Source organism: Flavihumibacter solisilvae (assembly GCF_000814475.1).
Taxonomy (GTDB): domain Bacteria; phylum Bacteroidota; class Bacteroidia; order Chitinophagales; family Chitinophagaceae; genus Flavihumibacter; species Flavihumibacter solisilvae.
Window position 1 is genome coordinate 140,739 of sequence record NZ_JSVC01000004.1, and the last position, 24,188, is coordinate 164,926.

Genomic DNA, 24,188 nt, shown 5'->3' on the forward strand with positions numbered 1-24,188 from the left:
GATAATTTGTAGCAGCATGAAGCCGGCTAACCTTGTTATACGTGGCCAGAAACTGGAGAATCCAGTGGTCACAGATTCACCTGACCAGTTGCAATTGGAGGAAGTGTATGTGCTTTCCGCTGCGACGCGGGGAGTGGAGGAGTCTCATATCCTGCGCATTGACGAAAGTAAGGTGGCGGAATTTGTTTTTGATGATAAAACAAGCTGGCTGACCGGAACTGAAGGATTGGAAGAACTGTTTCCGGAGATCGCGATAAAAAAACGGGCCGATGAGCCTTTTGAAATCCCTGCAACACTGGCAAACACAAGTGAGCAAAGGGGAATAGCCGATATCGCTATCACGATGGTCAGGATCTTTTCGAAGAAAAAGCTTGGCAAGGGCGTTCGGCGCCTTGCAGAAGAATTCGAACAAAAGAACCTTGACAGTAAGGTCGGTCTTTACCGGGTAGACAGTAACTTCCAATTGCAGTCACTTAATCCTTTTGACCAGGGAAAACCATACCTGCTGTTCCTGCATGGCACAGCTTCATCCACAGCAGGGTCTTTCGCGGGCATGAAAGGAACAGAGCTCTGGCGATTCATCTGCCAGTCGTATGGCGACAATATCCTTGCCTTCCAGCATGAAAGCATAACGAAAAGTCCGCTGCAGAATGTCCGGGACCTTATTAGCCTGCTGCCACACGACATTACACTACATATCATCAGTCATTCACGGGGTGGACTTATCGGAGACGTGCTCGTTCGCTTTTCCGGTAACAACGTGCAGTCACGCGGATTTTCGCAGGAGGAACTGTCCGTGTTGAAAAAAGCCAGGCGTAATGACGACATCCAATGCATTGCTGAAATAGAAAAAAATCTTTCCGGGAAGAATTTCATCATTGAAAAGTTTATCCGGGTGGCATGTCCTGCCGGCGGAACAATTCTTGCCTCAGGGAGACTGGATATCTATTTCAATATCATAGCGAACCTGACGGGCCTGGTGACCGGGCTGATGGGTACACCGGTATACCTTGCCATGAAGAATCTCATTGCAGGGGTAATTGACACAAAAGATGATCCTGAAGTATTGAGTGGAATTGAGGCAATGAATCCTGAATCGCCTTTCATTAAAATCCTGAATAATCAGTCTGTTGCTGCCACGGTAGAGAGCGCGTTGACTGTCGTATCAGGAAATTGTGGTGTGAACTTCAGCCTGAGGGCATTAAAAATAATCGCAGTCCGGCTCTTTTTTCTCGAATCCAATGACCTGGTTGTGAATAGCCGCTCCATGTACCTTGGAGCGAAAAGGAAAGGAAAGATCCAATATTTTTATGATGATTCCGACGACGTAGATCACTTCCATTATTTTTCAAACCGCAAGACCGGCAATGCCATCCAGCTTGCATTACAGGCAGGAGCGGGTGCAAGTGTGCCCGGGTTTACATCCGCAGAGCAGCTGTCTTCGGATATTGCTTCCCGTAATGCAATCCTTCATCCTGAAAGCGGTGAATTAAAGTCAGGCCAGATCACAGGTAAACGCCCGATTGTAGTGTTACTTCCAGGCATAATGGGCTCGAATATTGGCCGGGATGATGAACTGATCTGGATCAACTTTGCAGGCTTTGTGCAGGGAGGACTTACCGAACTGAAGCACATGGATCTTTATTCCTCCACATCAGTGGTGAGGACGTCTTATGAGAAATTGAAATTATTCCTGGAACAATACTATGACGTTGAAGCCTGGCACTACGACTGGCGTCAGCAACTTTCGACAATGGCTGAAAAGCTGAATGCCAGGGTTCTTGAACTCCTGCAACATAATCAACCAATCAAGATCATTGGGCATTCCATGGGTGGTGTGCTGGTAAGGGATTTTATTGTAAGTCATCCTGACACCTGGCAAAAGCTAAACCAATCGCGGGGATTCCGTTTATTATTCCTTGGTGCACCTCTCGGTGGGTCCTACCGGATTCCCTACGTGTTGCTTGGCCTCGATCCTATAATCCGAAAGCTCAGTCTGCTCGATTTTCGCCATGATAAACGTCAACTGGTCGAGATGTTTTCGCAGATGGAAGGATTGCTAAGCCTGCTGCCGTTGAATGCTGAACATGATTTTGCGCAAATTGAAACATGGCAACGATTATGCAAAGCAAGCGGCAACGATGATTGGCCGGTTCCATCACCGGGTCTGTTGCAACGATTCCGCGAGCACCGCGAAAAAATAAAACTGGTATTGAAAGACAGTGACTTTGACAATGCTGCGTATATAGCAGGAAAGGATAAGTCAACTCCATCAGGATGTAACCTGGATGATCCCGAAAGCCCTGTTTTCCTGAGTACTGCCGAAGGTGACCAGAGTGTTACCTGGGATAGCGGAATTCCGAAGATCATGGAAGAACGGGGCCAGGTATATTTTGTGGATGTATCGCATGGTTCACTTGCTGCAAATACGCGGCTGTTCAAAGGCATTGCTGACATCCTTGAACTGGGAAGCACTGACCTGTTCAGCAAAAAGAGACCTGCAGTTCGTACCGACGCTAAAGTGTTCAAGACGCCCGATGTGTATGATTTCGATCTTTCGGTAAGGGGACTGGAAAATACAATTCTAGGATTGGGAGAAGAAACAAGAATGGAGATCGGGGAAACGCCGCTGCAGGTGTTCGTCAGCAATGGCGACCTGGGTTTTGCTTCGTTCCCGGTTATCGCTGGTCATTTCCTGAATGACGGAATCCTTAATGGTGAACGGGCGATCGATTATTACCTGAAATGGGCGCTTACAGAAAGGCATCAGCTCGGACTCTACCCGGGTGAAATCGGCACCTGTGAAATCCTGCTTACTAAAGATTCAACCTTTAAGGGAGGAATTATCATCGGGCTTGGCCACCTGGGTTCACTGACGGCATACCAGCTTTCAAGGTCAGTGGAATCGGCAACGCTCAAATACCTGCTCGATTTAAGGAACAATGATACTCGCAAGGAATCAAGGCCAGGCATCGGTCTTTCAACACTGGCGATAGGTTGCGGCTATGGCGGTCTCAGTGTCGAGAGCTCCTTACGGGCAGTACTGCAGGGAATCCAGAATGCAAATAATAAAATGAAACAGTTGCATGCCGAAAATGCACCAGCTATTGATACGGTGGAAGTAGTGGAACAATATGAGGACAAAGCGTTGGATTGTTTTTACGCACTGAATGCCATCGAAAAAGAAGAGGACCAGACTCTTAATATCATCACCACCAAAAAGAAATACAAAACGATTTTCGGATCGAGGAGGCGCCTTCCTACTGACAATAATGAAGAGTGGTGGACACGGATCCACGTGCAACCAAAGGAACAGGGCCTTCGTTTCAATATTTCGACAGGTGGGGCAAGGGAGGAACAGCGTGACCTGCTGACTAGCAGGGAGATCATCCAGGAACTGGTTGAGGAGTTTTCAATCAACAACCGATGGACGGTGAAACTTGCGAAAACTATTTTTGAGTTGCTGGTTCCGAATGATTTCAAGGAGCAGCTGAAAAAGAAAAGCAACATCGCGTGGATCGTTGACAAAGACACCGCATCATATCCGTGGGAGCTGTTGCAGGACAGCCTCAATAATGCCAGGCCACTATCCATTAACGCTGGCATGGTTAGGCAACTTGCCACACAGGACTACAGGATAAGCAGCACTATCGTTGCAAAGAACAATGCACTTGTTATCGCCGATCCCGAACTCGGTGGATTTGTGGGGCAACTCCCGGGGGCGCTGAAGGAAGGCGAAAAGGTGGGCGTGATTCTGAAAGAGAATGGATTTGAGACTACAAGCATACTTCGGGGTCACCACAGTGAGATCATCCAGGGATTGTTCAGCAATGAGTATAAGATCATTCACCTGGCAGGGCATGGTGTGTTCAATGAAAAAGAACCTGATAGGTCAGGCATGGTAATCGGCAAAAACGTCTTTCTAAAAACCCGTGATGTCGCGCAGATGAGCACCTTGCCTGAATTGGTATTCGTCAACTGCTGTTATCTCGGGCAAATGAACACCATAGCGGAAGAGTTTTACCAGAAGCGATACAGGCTTGCGGCAAATATCGGGACACAGCTGATCGAAAATGGAGTAAAGGCCGTGATTGTTGCGGGATGGGCTGTGGACGACCAGGCTGCGCTGGAATTCACTGAGGTATTTTATGAATGCATGTTTGATGGTTATCCATTTGGCAAGGCAGTGCAGAGGGCCAGGGAAGTTGTCTACAATAAATATCCCAGGACGAATACCTGGGGGGCTTACCAGTGTTACGGGGATCAGTATTACCAGCTGCAACGAAAAGCGAGGAGGCAGAAAAAGAAGGATTATGTAATTGCGATCGAAGCTGAGATTGAATTGAATAATCTGTTGAATAAAACAGAAATACCTGGTTATTCTCCCGAGATGCTGGAAAAGGAACTGGAAATAATTACTGAAGCGGTAGACCGCTCAGGAATCCGCAACGGCATAATTACAGAAAGGGAAGCGCTCATTTACTACTCACTCGGCGACTATGACAAAGCTATTTCCAGATATGAAAGTCTCCTGCCTATGGAAAATGCATCCTTCAGTTTCTCTGCAATGGAGAAGTATTGCAATATGCGGGCACGGCAGGTAGTAGCAAGATTCAGGAAAGGCGGTGCGCAGATTGATGAGCTTAAAGTCCAGATCGATAAAGTTATCCGTGATCTTGAAAATCTTCTCAGTTATGGCGAGACTTCGGAAAGGCTTAGTGTGCTCGGCAGTGCCTACAAGCGCAAGGCAATCCTTGGGAATATGGATGAAAGGCTGGATGCCTGTTCTAAAGCTGCATACTATTATTATACAGCGAGCAATGGCAAATATCAATCACTTTATGCCCTGAGCAACTGGCTGCAGATGGAGTCACTGCTTGTCCTGCATGATAAACGGAAATGGGGCGATGAGGTCCTTTTCACAACAGGCAGCTATCGGTTGCCGGCGTTGTCGGATGCTGTTGCCGGAATTGAAAAGAAGCTGGAACTCCTGGCATCTGGATTCGAAGGCAATATGAATTACTGGGAAATGTCCAATGAAGCCAACCTTAGGCTAAGCCTGCTTTTAATGAACCCGGTCCAATCATTCGACGATGTCATGAATGCGTACATGAAAGTGTGGCAGAATGCAGGATCAAAAGGGCAGAAGACTTCAGAACTTGAACATTTTGAATTCCTTACTGATTCACTGGCCGACAGCTTATCGGAGCGATCCCGGCCGTTATCGGCATGGCTGGAGTCACTGAAACATGCCTGTGTTTCAGTTTAATAAATATTTTCTATCGGCTACATGCAACCGCGCATCGGCAGTTTACATCTATTCATACATAGACAACTGCTTGAAAAATGCAACCTGATGCCATATACCTGAGGGTAGTCCTCCTGTTTTTGCACGCCCTTATCAATTTTATCTTTATTTCCTGGCTTACGGATTTTGACATTACCGGAAGCTGGCTGACCGTAATTGGTTTCGCATTTTTGGTATTGCTGGTCATCGGTACCATTATGGCCCATGTTATCTCCTTCATCAATTATATCAAAACCAAAACCAAATGATCTCTTTTGTTATTTTCCTCCTTGCTCTATTCATTTTGAGTATAGTATTCCAATTGTTCCGCAGGCGGATGTATTTTGATGATGCCGGAAAATTCCGGGCCATTTCAATCTGGCGGCCTGTAGTTGTATTAATCCTTGCCATATTAATCACCATAATTAATCCGATCGACATGGAGCGGATCGATGCGGGGCATGTTGGCATTAAAGTGAGCAATATTGGTGACAATCGTGGTGTAGGTAAAACGGAATACGTTACAGGTTGGGTTTTTTATAACGCGTGGATTTCGCGTATTTATGAGTTTCCAATTCACCAGCAGCACATCGATTTTGAAGAAGCGGATATCGTAACCAGGGGTGGTTTCAGGGCAACGATCAAACCATCATTCAACTATTCCATTAATGCGGGTAATGTTGCGGATATGTTCCAGAACCTTCGCGTGGGTGTGAAGGAGATGGAGCTGGGCTGGCTGAAGAATGCCATTATAGGTTCGGTTAATGATGTGGCGAACAGGTATACTGTTGACTCGATCTTTAATCACCGGGAAGAATTTGAGGCATCAATAGTTAAGGAATGTAATAAGCGCGTATCCCAATGGTTCAATGTTTCTCAATTAAGAACGAACATCATTCCTCCCAAGGAAATTTCCGAAAGTATTGTGGCGAAAACGCGTGCAATCCAGGAAGTACAGGTGGCCGAGAACCAACGACAGGTCGCTATTGCAGAAGCTGAACGAAAGATTGCGGAAGCAAGGGGTGACTCAGCGCAGGCGGTGATCCAGGCATCTGGTCGTGCTGAGGCGATCAAGCGTGAGCAGCTTTCATTGACACCACTTTACATTGAATACGTCAAAATTCAGAAATGGTCAGGACAGGTTCCTACAACTGTTGCGGGTGGGAACAGTGGATTCCTAATACAGCTTCCTAAAGATTAATCATTCATTCTTATTGCGGTAACAACTGGGTAACAGTGTGATTTGAGCTTTGCGACATCAAATCATCCTAAAACCTTTGTTATGAAAATTGCATTGTCCGCATTAGTTGTTATCGTCGCTGTTGTTGCGGCAGCATTTAGTGAACCGGCGTCTTTCACCCTGCAGGTAAAGGCTGAATCCAATGAGGCTTTTATCCTGCAGGTGGAAAATCCCGCAAAGAAAAGACTCTGGCTCACTATCCGGCACAGTGGAACCGGACCGGTAGTTGATACAATGATCTGCAGCCCGGTATTCCGTTGCCGGTATATTATGTCCGATGTGGAAGACGGTAACTACGAGGTGTCTGTTACTGACGGAAAGTTCCAGGCAAGCCGGAACTTTGAACTCGCCACAAAAACTATCGTACGACGCGACCTGGTAGTGAAAGAGTGATCCGGAGATCACAATTTCCTGAACACTACCGTTCCGTTATGACCACCGAATCCGAAGGTGTTGCTCATAGCTACTGAAACAGGCGCCTGAACTGCTTCATTGATTACTATGTTCAGGTTGCCGGAGATAGCGGGATCAATTTCCTCGGTATTGATCGTCGGTGGAATGGTGTTTTCCTGCATGGCCATGAGTGCAATGATGGCTTCAACCGCTCCGGCCGCACCAAGTAAATGTCCTGTTATCGATTTCGTTGCGCTGATAAACATCCCGTTTTTCTGATCCCCTGTCAATGTCGTGATGGCTTTTGTTTCAGACAGATCACCAACCGGAGTCGATGTGGCATGGGGGTTCAGGTAGTTGACATCACTGATGGTTAGACCGGCTTCTTCGAGCGCGAACTTCATCGCCTGGATGGCGCCCAATCCTTCGGGATGCGTAGCCGTCATGTGATATGCATCGGAGGTCATAGAAGCACCAACGACCTCTCCATAAATTTTTGCGCCACGTTTTACTGCGTGATCATAATCTTCAAGCACCAGTGCGCCCGCGCCCTCGGCCATCACGAAACCATCACGATGTAAATCAAAGGGCCTGGATGCATGCCCGGGATCATCGTTCCGGTGAGACATAGCTTTCATTGCGCTGAAGCCACCAAATGAAGCTGGTGTGATAGGCGCTTCAGAACCACCGGTTACGATGATCTTTGCCTTGCCAAGCCTGATATAGTTGAACGCATCCATAATGGCCGTATTGGAAGTTGCGCAAGCAGAAATGGTGGTGTAGTTGATTCCCATGTAGCCATTGCGGATTGAGATCATTCCAGATGACATATTCGGGATGAACTTCGGGATCAGAAACGGACTAAACCTCGGCTGACCGTTGCCCAGCACATATTCCTTAACCTGTTCTTCAAATGTATCCATTCCGCCCTGACCGGAACCCCAGATAACTCCCACATCAAAAGGGTTCATCGACGGGAAGTCGAAACCTGAATCTTTGATTGCCTGGTCAGAGGCAATCAGTGCATATTGCGTAAACAGGTCGGTCCTTTTAATGGTTGTTTTATCGAGATATGCAGCAGCATCAAAGTTTTGAAGCTGATTTGCAAATTGTGTCCTGAAGAGAGAAGCGTCAAACCTAGTGATGGTTGATGCGGTGCGTACACCGTTTACAGTATTGTTCCAGAATGTCCTGATATCACTGCCGGTAGGGGACAAGACGCCCATGCCGGTTATTACCACGCGTTTAAGCATATTGAATTTTTTACTGGGGGTGCAAGTTAGGCTTTTCAAGCAATTTGCCGAGCTTCTGAAGTTGCCTGGTGAAGCTCTCCATCATCCAGTCTTCATGCAGAACCTTTGACGCTGCCATTGCAGCTGCTTCATATTCAGGCATTTCCCCAAGTCCGTAATGTGCTTCCGCCTTATTTACAAGTATCCAGAATTTTTGTTCATTTAACAATTCGCCTTGTTCTTTACTGACAGTATCGGCGCCGCTGGCCATTGTTTCCCTTTTTAGGTTGTTTGCGGCATCTCTGTCACATAGCATCAATACATCCCGGCGAAAGCGGTTTGCCCATACAAGGTCTGCAATCTGTTCCTCACGTGAAGGGTCAAGTGTAGACGAAAGAGAACGGCAGTGCAAAAGGTATGCGAGGTTAACCCCATTATGCCGGTTGTGCAGCAGGTAATATCCCCGTTGATAGTAAAGGATGGCATTTTCAAGGTGCGCGTCACCCTGTCCTTCTTCATACAGGTGTTTTTCTATAGACCCTGCCATGGCAACCGTTTCCGGGTCATTGGTGCGACCCAGGTCTATTTTGCTGAGAAGGTTCAGTGCAGCTTTCAACGCACTGATATAATCCGGCCTTGCAGCTTTGTAAGTGGCAAGTGCAAGCCGTTGGATCAGGTAGGTGTTATGAGAATTCTCATTTAAGTCAATTTCTTTATCCGACAATCGAAGGGCGGTGTCGAAGAATGATTTAGCGGCATCGAAATCTTTTTGTTTCAATGCAAGTTCACCTTCCCTGGTCAAAGTTGCCAGCGAGCTGTTGCTGCTATCGTTCGCTGTCTCTTCGACGTCAGAACCGGCAGTAATCGCCGCATCGATCTCTTCCACAACCATTCTTGCCTGCTCCTGCAATGATGGAGGTACAAGACCGTTCAGCAGCGTATATACGGGACTGTCAGTATTGGCCTGGTTGACTACCTGGTCGATTGTTTCACCCAGCAACTGCTGGAAACGCAACACTTCAAAATAGTCGATGCTGTCGCCAAGGTGTGTGTAATTTTTGATTGTGAGATTCTGAATGTTGAAAGGATAAGCCATTTGTGCTTCAGAGATAATAATGGTCGTGTGGGGTTTCAGCGCATGACGTATTCCCAATTCATAAAAGGCATTCAGGTTTGATGTGGAGAGATCTGCAATCACAAGGTCTGCTGAAAATAATTGCTGGAACATCTGCAGGTCGATCGGGCCCGAGTGTTTTATCTCATCTGCCCGGATGCAGGTCATGCCTTTTGCTTCAACGACAGGTTTGATGAGGGCCTGGTATGATTTATCAAGGTTGAGCTTGCGTCCGGTAGCCAGATCAGTTTTAATTCCAAAGCCCATTACCACAAAACAGCGTTTTGGTGTCGACATAAGCTTCAGTTTGTCTGATCAAATATAACCAATATGGTTATTAGAATTTTGTGTTATATTCCATTTCAAATTTTTTCATGCCCGGATCACAAGCCAACGAATCTTCTCCTCATTTATCCCGTTCCCTAGGGCCTCTTATGCTTTGGGGACTAGGAGTAGGCTATGTGATTTCAGGAATGTATTTCGGGTGGAACCTCGGGCTTGCAGAAGGTGGTACACTGGGTCTCGCCATCGCCACACTGATGATCATTTTACTGTATGTCACGTTTATCTTTTCTTACACGGAACTGGCCTGCTCCATCCCTCGCGCCGGCGGTGTTTTTGATTACGCTACAAGAGCCCTGGGACGTGATCTTGGATTTGTTGCCGGCATGGCCCAGATCATCGAATTTGTATTTGCTCCTCCTGCAATCGCTGCAGCTATCGGAGCATATTTCCACATCTTCTTTCCGCAGGTACCCGTACATGTTATTGCCGTATCTGCATATTTTGTTTTTACAATCCTCAATATAGCCGGGGTCAGGGCTGCCGCAACATTCGAATTGGTGATCACCCTGTTTGCAGTATTTGAACTGCTGCTGTTCGCAGGTATAACGTTGCCACATTTTGAAATTGCTAACCTCAGGCAGAATGCGTTTCCTAATGGGTGGACAGGCGTATGGGCATCAATCCCATTTGCAATCTGGTTTTTCCTGGGGCTGGAAGGGGTAGCCAATGTTGCTGAGGAAACAATCAACCCACAGAAAACAATCCTTAAAGGATTCAGCTCTGCATTGATTACACTGGTAATTTTATGTATCCTTGTTTTCATCTCATCAATAGGTGTTGCAGGCTGGGAGGCTATCGTTTATCCATCACGGGGAGCCACGCCGTCGGACTCGCCACTGCCGCTGGCCATGTCTGAGATAACCGGTAACAGTGGGTTGTTTTACCATCTCCTGATCTCAATTGGCCTGATGGGCCTTGTGGCATCGTTTCATGGCATCATTCTAGCTGCAGGTCGGGCAACGTTTGAATTCGGTCGCGTGAAATATATTCCATCCGCACTGGGAAAAGTAAATGCGCGGTTCCGGACTCCTGCAAACGCACTGGTGGCGAATATGATCATAGGCATTCTGGCGCTGCTGACCGGCAAAACCGCTGAGATTATCACACTCGCATGCTTCGGTGCCGTAACCCTTTACCTCCTTTCAATGATCTCCGTATTATTGTTGCGCAAAAAGGAGCCACAGCTTGATAGGCCCTTCAAAGTGCCATTGTACCCTGTTTTCCCAATCGTTGCCCTGGTATTGTCAGTAATTTGTATGATCGCAATGTGCACGCTTTACAAGAAATTATCCCTGATATATTTTGGTATATTGGTAGTATCCTATGTATGGTTTCATCTTTTTGTAAAAAGAAAATCTGATGGTCAGGAAAAAATCCTTAGAAGAGATCCTGCAGCAACTGGTTGACCAGAACGAAGAAAAAGTAAAGCTCGCCATAACAGACCTGGACGGAGTTTTACGGGGAAAGGTCATCAGTTTCGATAAATTCCGATCCGTAGCCGAGAATGGCTTTGGTTTTTGTGATGTGGTTTTCGGTTGGGATTCAGGTGATCAGGCATATGATAATGCCGCGTTCACAGGCTGGCATACGGGCTATCCCGATGCTAAAGCGTATATAGACGTTAACACATTCCGCCAGGTGCCCTGGGAAAGTGATACGCCATTTTTCCTCGCTGATTTCACGCCTGGAAAAGGTAAGCCACTTGCTGTGTGTCCCCGCAGCCTGCTTAAAAAAATTACTTCAATCGCACAGGATGAAGGGTTTGTTACCTCCTTTTCCCAGGAGTTTGAATGGTTCAATTATGTCAATAATATTGATGAGTTATATTCAACAGGTTTCCATGCCTTAAAGCCGATCACCCAGGGAATGTTCGGTTATTCAATTTTGCGGTCGTCGCAGAACAGCGAATATTTCCGCGACATTTTTGACTTTATGAAGAAGTTCGAAGTGCCGCTGGAGGGACTTCATACTGAGACAGGTCCCGGGGTTTATGAAGCGGCGATCCTGTATGATGATATACTTGAGGCGGCAGACCGTGCAGTCCTGTTTAAGTCTGGAGTAAAAGAGATTGCCTATCGTCATGGTATCATCGCCACCTTTATGGCCAAGGTCAGTGACAAACTTCCTGGCTGCAGCGGGCATGTGCATCAAAGCCTCTGGTCGCCAGACGGTGAGCGCAACCTGTTCTACGATGGGAAATCGGTGTCAGGAATGAGTGCGGTCATGGAAAGTTATATTGCTGGTCAGCTGCATTGCCTTCCGCATATCCTTCCCATGTTTGCACCTACTGTCAACAGCTATAAACGACTTGTTGAAGGCGCCTGGGCACCAACAACGATAACCTGGGGCATGGACAATCGAACGACCGCGCTGCGTGCTTTACCTGGAAGCCATGCATCCACAAGGCTGGAGACGCGTGTTGTGGGATCGGACTCGAATCCATACCTGGCTATGGCAGGTTGCCTGGCTTCCGGATTGTATGGGATCAGGAACAAAATGAAACTCACCATTAAATCCAGTTCCGGAAGTGGATATACAGATAAAAAGAACGGGGTATTGCCCGCGTCACTTTGGGATGCAACACAAGCCATGAAACAATCCCCACTGGCTGAAGAACTTTTTGGAAAAGAATTTGTGCGTCATTTCGTTGGCAGCAGGGAATGGGAGTGGCGTCAATACAGTAAAGCAGTAACAGACTGGGAACTTCAACGTTACCTGGAAATAATCTGAAAAACAAAATGACAGATTTCAATTCGATCAGACAGTTCAATTTCCCGACAACTGTTCGTTTCGGCGCCGGAGTTATCAAAGAACTTCCGGATCACCTTCGTGACGGCGGATTCGGCAGACCCCTGATTGTAACAGATCCAACGGTTAAAGACCTTGGATTTTTCAAAGAGATCCTTAATCATCTCGAACGGTCAGGAATCTCTCCTGTTGTGTTTTCATCAATTCACAAAAACCCGGTGAAGGCAGATGTGCTGGCAGGTGACGAACAGTTCCAGGACGGGAAGCGAGATTGTATCATCGGCATTGGTGGTGGCGCAGCGATGGACGTTGCCCGCGCCATAGCCTTGCGCGTCGACCATAGACGCGACCTTTTCGACTATGATGACCTAATCGGCGGGGATATTTATGTGACTGGTTCTGTTCCATATTTTGTAACCGTGCCTACTACAAGTGGAACCGGTAGTGAAGTGGGAAGAAGCGCCATTATTTCGGAAGACGATTCACACCGGAAACGGATCCTGTTCTCCCCTAAACTGTTGGCTAAAATGGTGTTTGCAGATCCAATGCTTACGATGGATTTGCCAGCATTTGTAACTGCTGCAACCGGGATGGATGCACTGACCCATAATATGGAAGCCTTTGTCGCGAAAAACTTTCACCCGCTTTGTGAAGGAATTGCTCTTGAAGGTATGAGGCTGATCAGCCAGTCGATCGTAACTGCTGTGAACAAACCCGACCTGGAATCAAGGGCGAAGATGATGCTCGGCTCATTGATGGGAGCGGTTGCTTTCCAGAAAGGACTGGGGGTTGTGCATTCATTGGCACACCCTTTGTCGACTTTGCTGGATACGCATCATGGACTCGCAAATGCTGTAAATCTTCCCTACGGCATGCGCTTCAACCTGGCCGGGCTTGAACCACAGTTCAGGCGCATGGCACAGGTGATGGACCTGGAGGAAGATGATGGCGCTAAGCTGATCGACTACCTGTTTCAATTGAACAACGAAGTCATGTTGCCCGTTAAACTACGGGATATCGGTGTGAATGAAGGGCATATAGAAGCTTTGTCTGACCTGGCAGAAGCTGATTTTTGCCATCCCAACAATCCAAAGCCTGTTACCCGGGAGGACTTTCGTAGGCTTTACCAGGAGGCATTATAAATATGCGGTGATGAAAAAGAAAATTGGAATAAGCTTTACTACTACCAACTTTGAAAACTATGTCAAATGGTTTTCTGAGCATGACCTGGGAGATGACCTGGAAACGGTAATACTTTCTTTCCAGGAAAATAATGTTTCGGCAATACCGGAATGTGATGGCTTTGTATTGACGGGTGGCATCGATATAAATGCACAGCCTGAGCGTGACGTTTTCGAATCCGAGATCTACCGTTATGCCCAATCTGCTTCGCTGCCGGTACTCGGGATCTGCCGGGGTATGCAACTGATCAACGTATTGGAAGGTGGAACGCTTGTACAGGACCTGGCTGAAGAGAACCTGATCCACAAGAAAGATGCAGATACTGACAAAAGTCATGAGATAACAATCAACGATGAAAGCCTGCTTCATGAGCTTACTGACGCAGACAATGGTGCGGTCAACAGTGCTCACCACCAGGCGATAGGCGAGGGAATGTTGGGAAAGAACCTGAAACCAAATGCATGGTCCCTGCCCGATGGTTGCATTGAAGGGATAGAATTTGCTGATAAATCCGGTAAAGCTTTTATGCTTGGCGTACAGTGGCACCCGGAACGTATCCCTGGCGGAGAAGAAAACCCCATGTCAATCAGGATCAAGGAAAGGTTTCTCGCCGAAGTAAGAAAACAGGAACCACGTTCAAATACATAATAAGTTTTACATGTTTGCAGTAATCAATCCTGCTACCGGAGAAAAAATCAAAGACCTGCAGGAAGACACCGTTGAAAGTGTAGGAGAGAAGTTCCGCTCGCTTAAGGCTGCGCAGCTGGGTTGGGCTGCATTGCCACTACAGGAAAGGCTTCAGTGCCTGTCCAGGTTTTATGATCTTCTTGAAACTGAAAAAGACGAACTCGCAAGGACGCTTACCAGTGAAATGGGAAAGCCCGTCAGCCAGTCTTATAACGAACTTAAGGGTGCGCGCAACCGGATCCGTTTTTTTCTTGAGAACTCTGAAAGATGGTTGTCGGAAGAATGGATCACCACTGAAGGTGGCACAAGAGAAAAGATCACTTATGAACCACTTGGTGTAATTGCTAATATTTCCGCCTGGAATTATCCATACCTGGTTGGTGTTAATGTATTTGTGCCTGCACTCATTGGCGGTAATACAGTCTGTTATAAGCCTTCGGAATATGCCAGTCTTACGGGATTGAAAATCGCTTCGATGCTATACAGGTCCGGTGTGCCTGAAAACTGTTTCCAGGCCGTGATTGGCGGGCGGGAAACAGGGGAACAACTGCTTGATCTGCCATTTGACGGATTTTATTTTACCGGGAGCTACAAAACCGGAAAGCATATTGCGGAACGTGTCGCTGCACGGATGGTACCCTGCCAGTTCGAGCTTGGCGGTAAAGACCCGCTGTATGTAATGGATGATGTCGTGGACATTGACCAGGTTGCAGCTGCCGCACTTGAAGGCGTTGTGTATAACAACGGTCAGAGCTGTTGCGCAGTTGAAAGGATCTATGTGCATGAAGATGTGTATGACACTTTCCTGGAATCATTTGTTGAGCAATGCAACCATATGGTCATCGGTGATCCGATGGACTCCGCTACCGACATTGGTCCGTTAAGCAGGAAGGAGCAAATGGCAGTCCTTAATGACCAGGTCCATGATGCAAGGGAAAAAGGAGCAATTCAGCATACCGGCGTCGAACCATTGGATCTGCGCGGTTATTATATGCGGCCTGTGGTACTGTCGAATGTGGATCATTCGATGAAGGTCATGAAGGACGAATCATTCGGACCTGTGATCGGCATTCAAAAAGTGCGTGATGATGAAGAAGCGGCCAGGCTAATGATGGATACGGAATACGGGCTTACCGCTGCCGTTTACTCTGACGATTATGACAGGGCGGAAAAGCTAATGAAGACTATGCATACAGGAACAGTCTACTGGAATTGCTGTGACCGGGTCAGCGCCGGACTGCCATGGTCGGGAAGAAAAAATTCCGGGTTTGGTTCCACGCTGTCATACACCGGTATCAGGGCTTTCGTACAGCCTAAAGCCTGGCACCTGAGGGGATAACTTTTATGATCACCATTTTTGAAGTGGGAGTATTGCTTTTCTCCGCAACACTGCTTATAGGTACCAGCACATTTGCTTCAGGAAAATAAGTCGCTGCATTCCCTTCAGGGATCGGGTAATCAATTGCGATGAAATTATGCGCTTCACGTCGTGTGCCATCGTGTTCATTCACAAGCGTAACCATTGATCCGTTTTGCAGTCCGCGCTTTTGCAGGTCATTTTTATTCATCAGAATCACGCGCCTTTCATTATTGATACCGCGGTACCTGTCGTTCAGTCCATAAATGGTTGTGTTGAACTGGTCATGACTGCGTATGGTCATCATTGTTAGTTCGTCTGCCTTCGTTTCGATATAACCTGGCATCGCAATATTGAAGTGCGCTTTTTTTGTGGCTGTGTCAAACAGGCCGGCCCGATTGGCATTTGGCAGGTAAAAGCCCCCAGGATTTCTTACGCGCTCGTTGTAATTTTCAAACCCGGGAATAGTACGCTCGATGTCCTCACGGATCTGGTCATAATGCTGCAGGTACTTGTCCCAGCTTACCTTTGATTTTGACAGTGTTGCCTTGGCGAGCCTGCAGACTATTACAGGTTCGCTAAGCATGTGTTCAGAAGCCGGTTTAAGTGTTCCCTTCGAAGCTTGTACAACTCCCATTGAATTTTCACAGGAAATAAATTGCTGCATGCCGTTAACGAAATCCAGGTCAGTTCTTCCAAGCGCTGGAAGGATGATCGCTTCCCTTCCGTGAATGAGGTGGCTCCTGTTCAGCTTAGTGGAAATATGAACTGTGAGCCTCGTCTTTTGAAGGGCTGCGGCAGTGAATTGTGTATCCGGCGTGGCGGATAGAAAATTTCCACCCAGGGCGATAAACACTTTTCCTTTTCCTGCATGCATGGCTTTAATGCTTTCTACCGTGTCGAGTCCATGTTGGGAGGGGGGAATAAAGCCGAAGTTGTCCTTTATTTTCTGCAGGAATCTTTCTGATGGCTTTTCCACGATTCCCATTGTCCGGTCGCCCTGTACATTACTATGCCCACGTACCGGGCAGGTACCCGCTCCGCGTTTGCCGATACTACCTTTCAGCAATAACAGGTTCACTATTTCTTTGATCGTATTTACCGCGTTTTTATGTTGTGTGAGTCCCATCGCCCAGCAGGCAATGATGCGTTCTTTGTCTTTCAGTATTTCTACTGCTGCACCGATCTGCTCCGGTGAAAGGCCGCTGATTTTATACAATTCTTCGATATCCAAATGGGAAAGATGCGCAGTGAGTGCGTCATAGCCGATCGTATTCCTGTTTATAAACTCCTCGTCGAATACCCGTTGGTGGCTATTGGCTTCGAGCAATTTCTTTTCGATCGCCAGCAGCATGGCAAGGTCGCCATTAATCCTCACCTGCAGGAAAAGGTCGGTCAACTTACTATCAAGATCAAGGAGCCCTTTGAGTTCCTGCGGATTGTTGAATGCCATTAACCCTGCTTCAGGTAAAGGATTGGCGGAGATTATCATGGCCCCGTTCCTTTTCGCTTTTTGCAACGCAGTAAGCATTCTCGGGTGATTTGTACCGGGATTTTGTCCCAGTATAAAGATTACCTGTGCATCATAAAAATCTTCCAGCGTAACACTTCCTTTGCCGATACCAAGTGATTCACCCAGTGCTACACCACTGCTTTCGTGGCACATGTTGCTGCAGTCAGGTAAATTGTTGGTGCCGAATTCGCGCACGAACAACTGGTACAGGAAAGCTGCTTCATTGCTGGTGCGTCCAGAAGTATAAAAGATCGCTTCATCAGGTGAATCCAGGCTATTCAGCTCTGATGCGATTTTATCAAAGGCATCGCTCCAGGTCAGGGGGCGATAATGATTGTCACCGACTGAGAGCATCATTGGTTGGGAAAGGCGGCCGCTTTTGCCGATCTGGTAATCACTCCATGAAGCCAGCTCTTCTATGGAATGAGTTGCAAAAAACTCCGGATCGAGTTTTTTCAGCGTAGCTTCTTCCGCAATGGCTTTAGCGCCGTTCTCGCAGTATTCTGCTATACCGCTTCGTTCATCATCGGGGTCGGGCCATGCGCAACCCGGACAGTCAAACCCGTCTTTCTGGTTGATTTTACCAAGCGCTTTCAATCCACGAACGAAACCTGCTTCTGGTAAAACATGTTTCAATGCGGAAACAACAGCAGGGATGCCCCCGGCGGAATGTTTAATATTCTCCTGTTTCAGCCCGGTAAAATCCTCCGGATTTTCAGCTTCAGGAATGCGCTCTTCACTCATGGTTTCAGGTCTTTTTCAACAAGTAGTGAAAGGGATTCAGAATCGGTCACATGCATATTGCTTGAAATAGAGTTCGTATCGCTGGTCGTCCAGGCGGCAGCAAAATCCGCAGGAATGAAAATAGTTATCTTACCCCCGTCAAAGTCTGCAGTAAGTTCATTCCCCGAATGTTTGCATTGCAGCGCATATACAAAAGGCATATTTCCGAATTCTGTGTATTCTTCGATATATCCGGAGAGGGCCAGTCGTTTCACCTCTTCCGGGGAAAGTCTCAACCTTACAGAATTTGAGCTTATCCTTAATTTCATCGCTAATGATTTTAAGATGAACAGTAGATTCTTTCTTCGTGTGAATAGATGTTGAACCGATCTTCTCTCAGGAAACCGACGAGGGTGATGCCGGCAGATTTTGCCAGGGACACTGCAAGGCTTGAAGGTGCGCCGACTGCTGCTACTACGGGGATCCCCGCCATTGCCGCCTTCTGGATCAGTTCGAAACCGGCACGTCCGCTCAGGAGCAGGATGCAATTGCGTAGAGGTAAACATTTTTCAAGAAAACTGGCACCAATTAATTTGTCGAGCGCATTATGCCGGCCGATATCTTCACGTAGTATTCTTATTTCTCCAGAACTATCGAACAATGCAGCAGCGTGTAATCCGCCGGTTGAGTCAAAGAGCGACTGGTGTTGCCTGAGCGTTCGTGGCAGTTCAATCAATACTTCGTGCCGGATCAATGGGCCTTCCGGTAATGGAATGAAAGGGGAGTTGATCTCTATTGAATCGATAGTTGTCTTTCCACACACTCCGCAAGCTGAACTTGAATATGAATTCCTGGAGGTGTTGCGGAGATCAGGTGTCGTATTTTCGTCCAGTATAACGGTGATGTGATTGCGTTCGTCTGCGGCCGGAGTCTCAAAATCAGTAATGACAGCAGTGTGACCGATTATTCCTTCCGTAATCAACAGGCCTGATGCAAGCTCTTCATCATTTCCAGGCGTGCGCATCGTCACAGAAACCGGCTCAGTTGAATTCCCCTTTTTGATACTTATCTGCAATGGCTCTTCAATTGCAAGCGCATCGGTCTCAGGGTGCGCAATACCGGCTTTTATTTTGGTTATACTTACCCGGGATATGGAAGGGGATCCCATAAATCACTTTTAAGGGAAGTTAATCATATTTGATGGTCCTTGCCTGTAGTTTTTGACATCCTCTCCACTGTATCAATACATTCCTGCACTGTCTGGTTGGCCCTCTCATATAAATCGGGCACGCCGGCAGTGATTTTCTTCAGGAGATCACGGGCCTCGTTAAGGTAGGTGAGCTTGAAGTCCGTGTCAGAATCTATAATGTCTTCACTGTTATCGACCAGGTCGGCATACTTGATTGTTTGTGCGGCGGGAGATATCTTCGAAAGCCTTTCAGCTTCCATCTTTTTTCGCTTTCTCCTGTTCCATTGCGGGTAATTATCTTTTGTATACTGGTCTGTAAGTTCGACGACCAGGTTAATTGTTTCATCCGCATCGCGTGTATTCATAATTGTTAACAGGAAGTCACGGATCTCATGCTTTTTTATTTCGGTGTCTTCGAGCACATCGTGAAGTAATGCAGCCGATAAAACAGGTAATGAATTGATATATGCCTGGACTGTTGTCATTACCCTGATCGGGTGATTGATATACAGTTCGTCGGCATACTTACGCCGTTGGGTGCCATGCGCCTGCCTCGCAAATTCTTCGACTTTACCCAGCTTTTCATTCATGAAATGATTCATGCAATTTCCGGGCCTATCCGCCGGTTCCAACGCGTTCGATCTCATCACCAGCCCCGCCGCTGTTACGTTTGCCTGGAGTTTTCAGTGGCTTGCCGAAACGATAGGCAAAAGTGATGCTTACAACCCTGCTGTCGCGGGTAAGTTTGAAGTATTCTGTGGCGTCAAGGAATTGCGTATTGCCTGCCATTGCCTGGGTGTAGAAAATGTCGCGGAATGACAGCTTGATACTCCCTTTGTTTTTCAAAACCTGCTTTGATAAACCGAGCGACACCTGGCCTGTCGGTTCAACAATTTCCTGGATGTCCGTCTGGCTCTTTGTGATGTAATATCCGGATAATTCGGCTGCCCATCCGCGTTTGAACCTGAACTGGTTATTGATGTTCATATTCATTTGCGTGATAGTGGCTTTCTGTTTAGTCCACACAAACCCTTCCATGTTCTTGTGGTTCAGGGTTACTTCGGCAGAGGCGGTCCACCAGTTTGCCGGCGAAAATTGTCCACTTACCGTAATCCCCAGGTTCTTCATTTTTCCGAGGTTGCCTTCAGTATAAATGACCATGCCGCTAGTGTCGGAATAAAAGATCTGTGAGAAGTAGTCATTTGTTATGTTATAGGAAATGCTGGTGGTCAGTACTTCTTTGAAAATGTGCGATAGTTCGATATTCCAGGTGTATTGTGGAAGAATGAAGGGGTTGCCCCGCTGGTAGGTGTATTTGTTGATGATGAATACAAAAGGGTTTAGCTTTTGGAAAGGGGGGCGGTCAATCCTTCTTCCTATGCTGAGATTGAACTGGTGAGATGAATCAGCCTGCAACCCGATTAGTGCCGATGGGAAAAGACTGCTGTAGTTCCGGGAGAATGTTGAATCCTTCCTGCCATTATAGCCACGCTGCTCGGCTTCATAACGTGTGTATTCATAACGCAGGCCGGATTGGAAAGTCCATTTGTCCAGTTTCTTATGCAGACTTCCGTAAACAGCATGAATGTTTTCCCGGTAAAGAAAGTGATTGGTCTTACCCGGGTCTGGTTCCCACTTGTCATCTTTCATGATAAAGTAGGACGCTTCATTGTCTGTGGATATTCCGGAAGTTTTAATACCTGTTTCAAGCTTCAGGTCATTGCCGATCGAAGTGGAATAGTCTGCTTTTGCAGAAAGGATATTGATATTGGATGGCAAATCGCCCACAAAGGTTTCTATTTCACTGTTGTTGCTATCCACCTGGTTGCTGAATGCCTGGGATCCGGCAATACGGTAGCCGAGCAGGTCCAGGTCCACAGTAAGTTCAGATGTGGCGTTGAACGCGTGGCGCAGGTTCAGGTTGAGTCCGGCATTCTGCCAATGTGTTTTATTTGCGCTTTCAGTACTGATTGAGGAATCAGGTAGTCCCGACGCGTCCATCCACAGCGCATCTCCTTCACCTTCACTTGTGCGGTTCAGGTTAGTTCCAACCAATGCCAGGCCGATAGTGGTCTTTTTGCCGGCAAAGTAATCGACACCTGTCCGGATCGTATGGTTTTGCCCTTTGAATCTCATATAAGTGGGCTGTTCCATTTGGGACTCGAGTCGGCCATCGTCCTTATAATACTTTCGCAGGGCATACATATCGAGATAGTTCCGGTTCAGGTTCATGCTGTAATTCAGGAAGAAATTGAATGCCCCTTCCCGGTAATTCAGTCCAAGGCTATTGTTGTTTTTGTAATAACGGCCCTGGCCATACGAAAGGCTCGCATTGCCATTGAATCCACGCTGCCTGTTCTTCTTTGTAATGATATTGATAATGCCCGCATTGCCTGCCGCGTCATATTTGGCTGAAGGGTTATCAATCAGTTCAATTGATTCGATCTGGTTGCTGCTCATTCCACCCAGCAGTGTTGCCAGTTCTCCGCCTGACACATAGGACGGCTTGTTGTCTATCATAACCATTACATTAGGGCGGCCTTTAAGACTGATGTTCCCATCCTTGTCTACGGTTACTCCGGGCGACCTTTCCAGGACTTCCAGCGCCGTCGTGCCGGTATTATTGATAGCTGCGTCAACATTGATAACAGTTTTATCCGCAAGCTGGCGGACATAATTTTTCTTACCGCTTACCACTACTTCCTGCATGGCTTTTTCAAGTGGCAGAAGCGTTACCCGGATTGTGGCAGCTGATTCACCCTGTGGATTGTGATTCAGCTCAATGATCCGGCCGGTGAAGTTCACCCTGGTCAAACGTAAGAGGTAAAAGCCTGCGGGGATGCTGGTAAAAAAAGCCTTTCCGGTAGAATCTGTTGTGGTTACCGCAACACGGGCAGAGTCGCGGGACGTTACCAGTTCAACGGTAACAAAGGAAAGCTGCTGCTGCGGGCTACTAACCACGATCTCGATCCGGCCGCTCGACGACAATCCCGGTTGCGCGCGCAAAACGAATGCATAGCAAATTAAAGCTAGTAGTATGGTTATGGTTTTCATGGTTATAAGCCGCCAAGTTAACGGCCTCCTTCCAACAGGTTCCTCCATTTATGTTCAGCGGTCCGTTTCACCCGTCGGGTGGCACCCGACGGGTGAGAGTTTTCAGCCTTTAACAAAATTTTTTTTGGCAGGGATTTTAAAACGTTGCTATATTTGCTAACGGTGTTAGGAAAAATGACAACATGGGAATAACGGAAAGAAGGTTACGGCAAAAGGAGGAAATCCGCTCCAACATCCTGGCGACGGCCTGGAAGCTGGTGCTGGAGGAGGGCTGGCAGTCCCTTTCCATCCGGAAAATTGCCGATGCCATCGAGTACAGCGTCCCGGTCATTTACGACCACTTCGAAAATAAAGAGGCCATTCTGCTGGAATTTGGCAAACAGGGATTTGAATTACTTGCCAAAAAGCTGCAGCAGGCCAGCCGCAAATCCAAAGACCCCGCTGAACAACTCAAAGCGATTGCCGATGCATACTGGAATTTCGCGTTCCAGCACAAGGAATATTACCAGCTGATGTTTGGGCTTGGTATAGCGTGCTGTGAAGCGGACAAATGCATCGCGGAGAAATCTGCCTTCCGCGACATTGTGATGAGTCCCATTATTGCCATAACGAAATCGGAAAACGATCCGCGCAACGTCAACGTCTGCCTGAAATACCACACTTTCTGGTCGGTAATGCACGGACTGATTTCCATCAAGCTGATGAACACATCGGTGGAACCTGACCTGAATAAGATGGTGCTTGATGATGCAATTGAAGGATTCATCAAAAACCTCCGGCAATAAAATTTTTTTCGACATTATTTAACACTGTTAGGAAAAGTAATAGTGTTACAAATGCCTCACTGATCAATTATCAAACGCAAAGAGCCTTTTAAGGCTAAAAACAACGTTATGCAAAACTTAACCAGATTAAACAGAAACCTAGTGAAGATTCTTTTGTCACCGAAGAACAGGTTGGTTGTAGCTGCAGTGTTAGTACTCACCATCGTTGCATACTCCTGTAATTCCACATCAGGCAGCACTCCGATTGCAGCGGCGCAGGCGCCTGCACTTCCCGTGCTGACTGTTGCCAGGATCCCGGCTACCACGTACCAGGATTTTTCTGCCTCCATCGAAGGCACGAAGGATATTGAAATCAGGCCCCAGGTCGAAGGATATATCGACCGGATCTATGTAGATGAAGGCGCACATGTAAAGAAGGGAACCGTTCTCTTTAAGATCAATGAACAGCGTTACCGTGAGGAGCTGAATAATGCTAAGGCCATATTGGCAGCAGCAGAAGCCAATCTCGCAAACGCAGAGATCAACGTGGGAAAACTTACACCGCTAGTAGAGAACAATGTTGTATCCGACGTTCAGCTGAAAGCAGCAACAGCATCAAAGAATGCAGCAAAAGCTTCAGTAGAGCAGGCCGCAGCCATGGTGCAAAACGCTTCAATAAGACTGGGTTACACCACAATCGAAGCACCGGTCGACGGATACATCGGTCGGATCCCGTTCAAAACAGGGAGCCTTGTAGGTTCAGCAACCATTGAGCCACTCACCGTTCTTTCGGAAGTAAGGGAAGTATATGCCTACTTTTCACTGAGCGAACAGGATTTTATGTTGTTCAAGAACCAGTATGAAGGCAGTTCCATTGAGGAGAAGATAAGTAAGATGCCCCAGGTAGACCTGGTGCTGGCCGACAATAGTGTTTATCCCCGCAAAGGAAAAGTGGAGATAGCATCAGGACAATTTAACAGCAGCATGGGATCGATCACATTCAGGGCGGCATTTGAAAATACCGAGGGACTACTTCGTTCAGGCAACACCGGCAGGGTACGGATACCACGCAGTATCCAGTCGGCCCTCGTGGTTCCACAGGAAGCTACTTATGAGCTGCAGGACAAGGTATTCGTCTTTGTGGTCGCAGACAGCAATAAAGTCTCCAGTAAGCCCATCACCATCACAGCAAGCAGTGGCAATTATTACCTCGTGGGTAACGGGCTGCAGGCAGGTGACAAGATTGTTTACATGGGCCTCGACAGGCTGAGAGAAGGTGTTGCTATTGTTCCGGAACCCATTTCCATGGACAGTCTGTTGCGCAGCAGGCCATTGTAAGCGCATCAGCACACTACTATTT

18 protein-coding genes are annotated in these 24,188 nt (G+C 47.3%); 11 read left to right on the plus strand and 7 right to left on the minus strand.

The window, feature by feature from the left end:
* Nucleotides 1–16: 16 nt before the first annotated feature.
* The 4 genes from OI18_RS04185 (at nt 17) to OI18_RS04200 (ending at nt 6,920) form a co-directional block, all read left to right on the plus strand.
* Nucleotides 17–5,269 carry a CHAT domain-containing protein gene (locus OI18_RS04185; RefSeq protein WP_039137475.1) on the plus strand — a complete coding sequence of 1,751 codons (5,253 nt, stop codon included), beginning with the start codon at nt 17–19 and terminating at the stop codon, nt 5,267–5,269.
* Between the two features lie 77 nt (nt 5,270–5,346).
* Nucleotides 5,347–5,556: a hypothetical protein gene (locus tag OI18_RS04190; RefSeq protein ID WP_039137476.1), complete on the plus strand. Its 210-nt coding sequence runs from the start codon at nt 5,347–5,349 to the stop codon at nt 5,554–5,556.
* Nucleotides 5,553–6,488, plus strand: coding sequence for an SPFH domain-containing protein (locus OI18_RS04195; RefSeq protein ID WP_082037848.1), 936 nt, complete (start codon nt 5,553–5,555; stop codon nt 6,486–6,488). The genes OI18_RS04190 and OI18_RS04195 overlap by 4 nt, the downstream gene beginning before the upstream one ends.
* 81 nt (nt 6,489–6,569) lie before the next feature.
* The gene (locus OI18_RS04200; RefSeq protein ID WP_039137478.1) at nt 6,570–6,920 is read left to right on the plus strand and encodes a hypothetical protein; all 351 of its coding nucleotides are present in this window, start codon (nt 6,570–6,572) and stop codon (nt 6,918–6,920) included.
* Nucleotides 6,921–6,928: 8 nt separating this feature from the next.
* Here the strand turns inward: OI18_RS04200 and fabF are convergent, their stop codons facing one another.
* Nucleotides 6,929–8,173 carry a beta-ketoacyl-ACP synthase II gene (fabF, locus tag OI18_RS04205; protein ID WP_039137479.1) on the minus strand — a complete coding sequence of 415 codons (1,245 nt, stop codon included), beginning with the start codon at nt 8,171–8,173 and terminating at the stop codon, nt 6,929–6,931.
* 10 nt (nt 8,174–8,183) lie between these two features.
* Nucleotides 8,184–9,563, minus strand: a complete 1,380-nt coding sequence (locus tag OI18_RS04210; protein ID WP_039137480.1) for a tetratricopeptide repeat-containing protein — start codon at nt 9,561–9,563, stop codon at nt 8,184–8,186.
* A 77-nt stretch (nt 9,564–9,640) separates the two neighbouring features.
* On the opposite strand from OI18_RS04210, the gene eat reads away from it, so the two are divergent.
* From eat to OI18_RS04235, 5 genes are read left to right on the plus strand one after another with little or no spacing between them, the layout of a single operon-like run.
* Nucleotides 9,641–11,017: an ethanolamine permease gene (gene eat, locus OI18_RS04215; protein WP_039137481.1), complete on the plus strand. Its 1,377-nt coding sequence runs from the start codon at nt 9,641–9,643 to the stop codon at nt 11,015–11,017.
* On the plus strand, nt 10,971–12,341 hold the full coding sequence (locus tag OI18_RS04220; protein WP_039137482.1) for a glutamine synthetase family protein: 1,371 nt from the start codon (nt 10,971–10,973) through the stop codon (nt 12,339–12,341). The genes eat and OI18_RS04220 overlap by 47 nt, the downstream gene beginning before the upstream one ends.
* 8 nt (nt 12,342–12,349) lie before the next feature.
* Nucleotides 12,350–13,501 (plus strand): iron-containing alcohol dehydrogenase, encoded by a 1,152-nt coding sequence (locus OI18_RS04225; protein ID WP_039137483.1) that lies wholly within the window; start codon nt 12,350–12,352, stop codon nt 13,499–13,501.
* A 10-nt stretch (nt 13,502–13,511) separates the two neighbouring features.
* Nucleotides 13,512–14,189, plus strand: a complete 678-nt coding sequence (locus tag OI18_RS04230) for a gamma-glutamyl-gamma-aminobutyrate hydrolase family protein (RefSeq protein ID WP_039137484.1) — start codon at nt 13,512–13,514, stop codon at nt 14,187–14,189.
* 10 nt (nt 14,190–14,199) lie between these two features.
* A complete protein-coding gene (locus OI18_RS04235; protein ID WP_039137485.1) occupies nt 14,200–15,567 on the plus strand; it encodes an aldehyde dehydrogenase family protein in 1,368 nt (455 codons plus the stop codon).
* Here OI18_RS04235 and OI18_RS04240 read toward each other — a convergent pair.
* Genes OI18_RS04240 through OI18_RS04260 form a run of 5 tightly spaced genes read right to left on the minus strand, consistent with a single transcriptional unit; the run spans nt 15,542 to nt 22,064 of the window.
* Nucleotides 15,542–17,842 carry an FdhF/YdeP family oxidoreductase gene (locus tag OI18_RS04240; protein WP_039137486.1) on the minus strand — a complete coding sequence of 767 codons (2,301 nt, stop codon included), beginning with the start codon at nt 17,840–17,842 and terminating at the stop codon, nt 15,542–15,544. The genes OI18_RS04235 and OI18_RS04240 overlap by 26 nt on opposite strands.
* A complete protein-coding gene (locus OI18_RS04245) occupies nt 17,839–18,150 on the minus strand; it encodes a DUF7009 family protein (protein ID WP_052272855.1) in 312 nt (103 codons plus the stop codon). Before OI18_RS04245 ends, OI18_RS04240 begins: the two co-directional genes overlap by 4 nt.
* Before the next feature lie 11 nt (nt 18,151–18,161).
* Entirely contained in the window at nt 18,162–18,989 is an 828-nt protein-coding gene (gene fdhD / locus OI18_RS04250) for a formate dehydrogenase accessory sulfurtransferase FdhD (protein WP_039137487.1), read from the minus strand.
* Nucleotides 18,990–19,012: 23 nt separating this feature from the next.
* Nucleotides 19,013–19,600 (minus strand): HD domain-containing protein, encoded by a 588-nt coding sequence (locus tag OI18_RS04255; protein ID WP_039137535.1) that lies wholly within the window; start codon nt 19,598–19,600, stop codon nt 19,013–19,015.
* 25 nt (nt 19,601–19,625) lie between these two features.
* The gene (locus OI18_RS04260) at nt 19,626–22,064 is read right to left on the minus strand and encodes an outer membrane beta-barrel family protein (protein WP_160290191.1); all 2,439 of its coding nucleotides are present in this window, start codon (nt 22,062–22,064) and stop codon (nt 19,626–19,628) included.
* A 182-nt stretch (nt 22,065–22,246) separates the two neighbouring features.
* Between OI18_RS04260 and OI18_RS04265 the strand changes: the two genes are divergently transcribed.
* Complete coding sequence (locus OI18_RS04265; RefSeq protein ID WP_039137489.1) at nt 22,247–22,849, plus strand: TetR/AcrR family transcriptional regulator; 603 nt, start codon at nt 22,247–22,249, stop codon at nt 22,847–22,849.
* A 141-nt stretch (nt 22,850–22,990) separates the two neighbouring features.
* A complete protein-coding gene (locus OI18_RS04270) occupies nt 22,991–24,166 on the plus strand; it encodes an efflux RND transporter periplasmic adaptor subunit (RefSeq protein ID WP_039137536.1) in 1,176 nt (391 codons plus the stop codon).
* Nucleotides 24,167–24,188: the final 22 nt, after the last annotated feature.

Bases quoted from the DNA above. Each gene is read 5' to 3' on its own strand.
- OI18_RS04185 (WP_039137475.1), top strand. From the start codon at position 17: ATGAAGCCGGCTAACCTTGTTATACGTGGCCAGAAACTGGAGAATCCA.
- OI18_RS04190 (WP_039137476.1), top strand. From the start codon at position 5,347: ATGCAACCTGATGCCATATACCTGAGGGTAGTCCTCCTGTTTTTGCAC.
- OI18_RS04195 (WP_082037848.1), top strand. From the start codon at position 5,553: ATGATCTCTTTTGTTATTTTCCTCCTTGCTCTATTCATTTTGAGTATA.
- OI18_RS04200 (WP_039137478.1), top strand. From the start codon at position 6,570: ATGAAAATTGCATTGTCCGCATTAGTTGTTATCGTCGCTGTTGTTGCG.
- fabF (WP_039137479.1), bottom strand. From the start codon at position 8,173: ATGCTTAAACGCGTGGTAATAACCGGCATGGGCGTCTTGTCCCCTACC.
- OI18_RS04210 (WP_039137480.1), bottom strand. From the start codon at position 9,563: ATGTCGACACCAAAACGCTGTTTTGTGGTAATGGGCTTTGGAATTAAA.
- eat (WP_039137481.1), top strand. From the start codon at position 9,641: ATGCCCGGATCACAAGCCAACGAATCTTCTCCTCATTTATCCCGTTCC.
- OI18_RS04220 (WP_039137482.1), top strand. From the start codon at position 10,971: ATGGTCAGGAAAAAATCCTTAGAAGAGATCCTGCAGCAACTGGTTGAC.
- OI18_RS04225 (WP_039137483.1), top strand. From the start codon at position 12,350: ATGACAGATTTCAATTCGATCAGACAGTTCAATTTCCCGACAACTGTT.
- OI18_RS04230 (WP_039137484.1), top strand. From the start codon at position 13,512: ATGAAAAAGAAAATTGGAATAAGCTTTACTACTACCAACTTTGAAAAC.
- OI18_RS04235 (WP_039137485.1), top strand. From the start codon at position 14,200: ATGTTTGCAGTAATCAATCCTGCTACCGGAGAAAAAATCAAAGACCTG.
- OI18_RS04240 (WP_039137486.1), bottom strand. From the start codon at position 17,842: ATGAGTGAAGAGCGCATTCCTGAAGCTGAAAATCCGGAGGATTTTACC.
- OI18_RS04245 (WP_052272855.1), bottom strand. From the start codon at position 18,150: ATGAAATTAAGGATAAGCTCAAATTCTGTAAGGTTGAGACTTTCCCCG.
- fdhD (WP_039137487.1), bottom strand. From the start codon at position 18,989: ATGGGATCCCCTTCCATATCCCGGGTAAGTATAACCAAAATAAAAGCC.
- OI18_RS04255 (WP_039137535.1), bottom strand. From the start codon at position 19,600: ATGAATGAAAAGCTGGGTAAAGTCGAAGAATTTGCGAGGCAGGCGCAT.
- OI18_RS04260 (WP_160290191.1), bottom strand. From the start codon at position 22,064: ATGAAAACCATAACCATACTACTAGCTTTAATTTGCTATGCATTCGTT.
- OI18_RS04265 (WP_039137489.1), top strand. From the start codon at position 22,247: ATGGGAATAACGGAAAGAAGGTTACGGCAAAAGGAGGAAATCCGCTCC.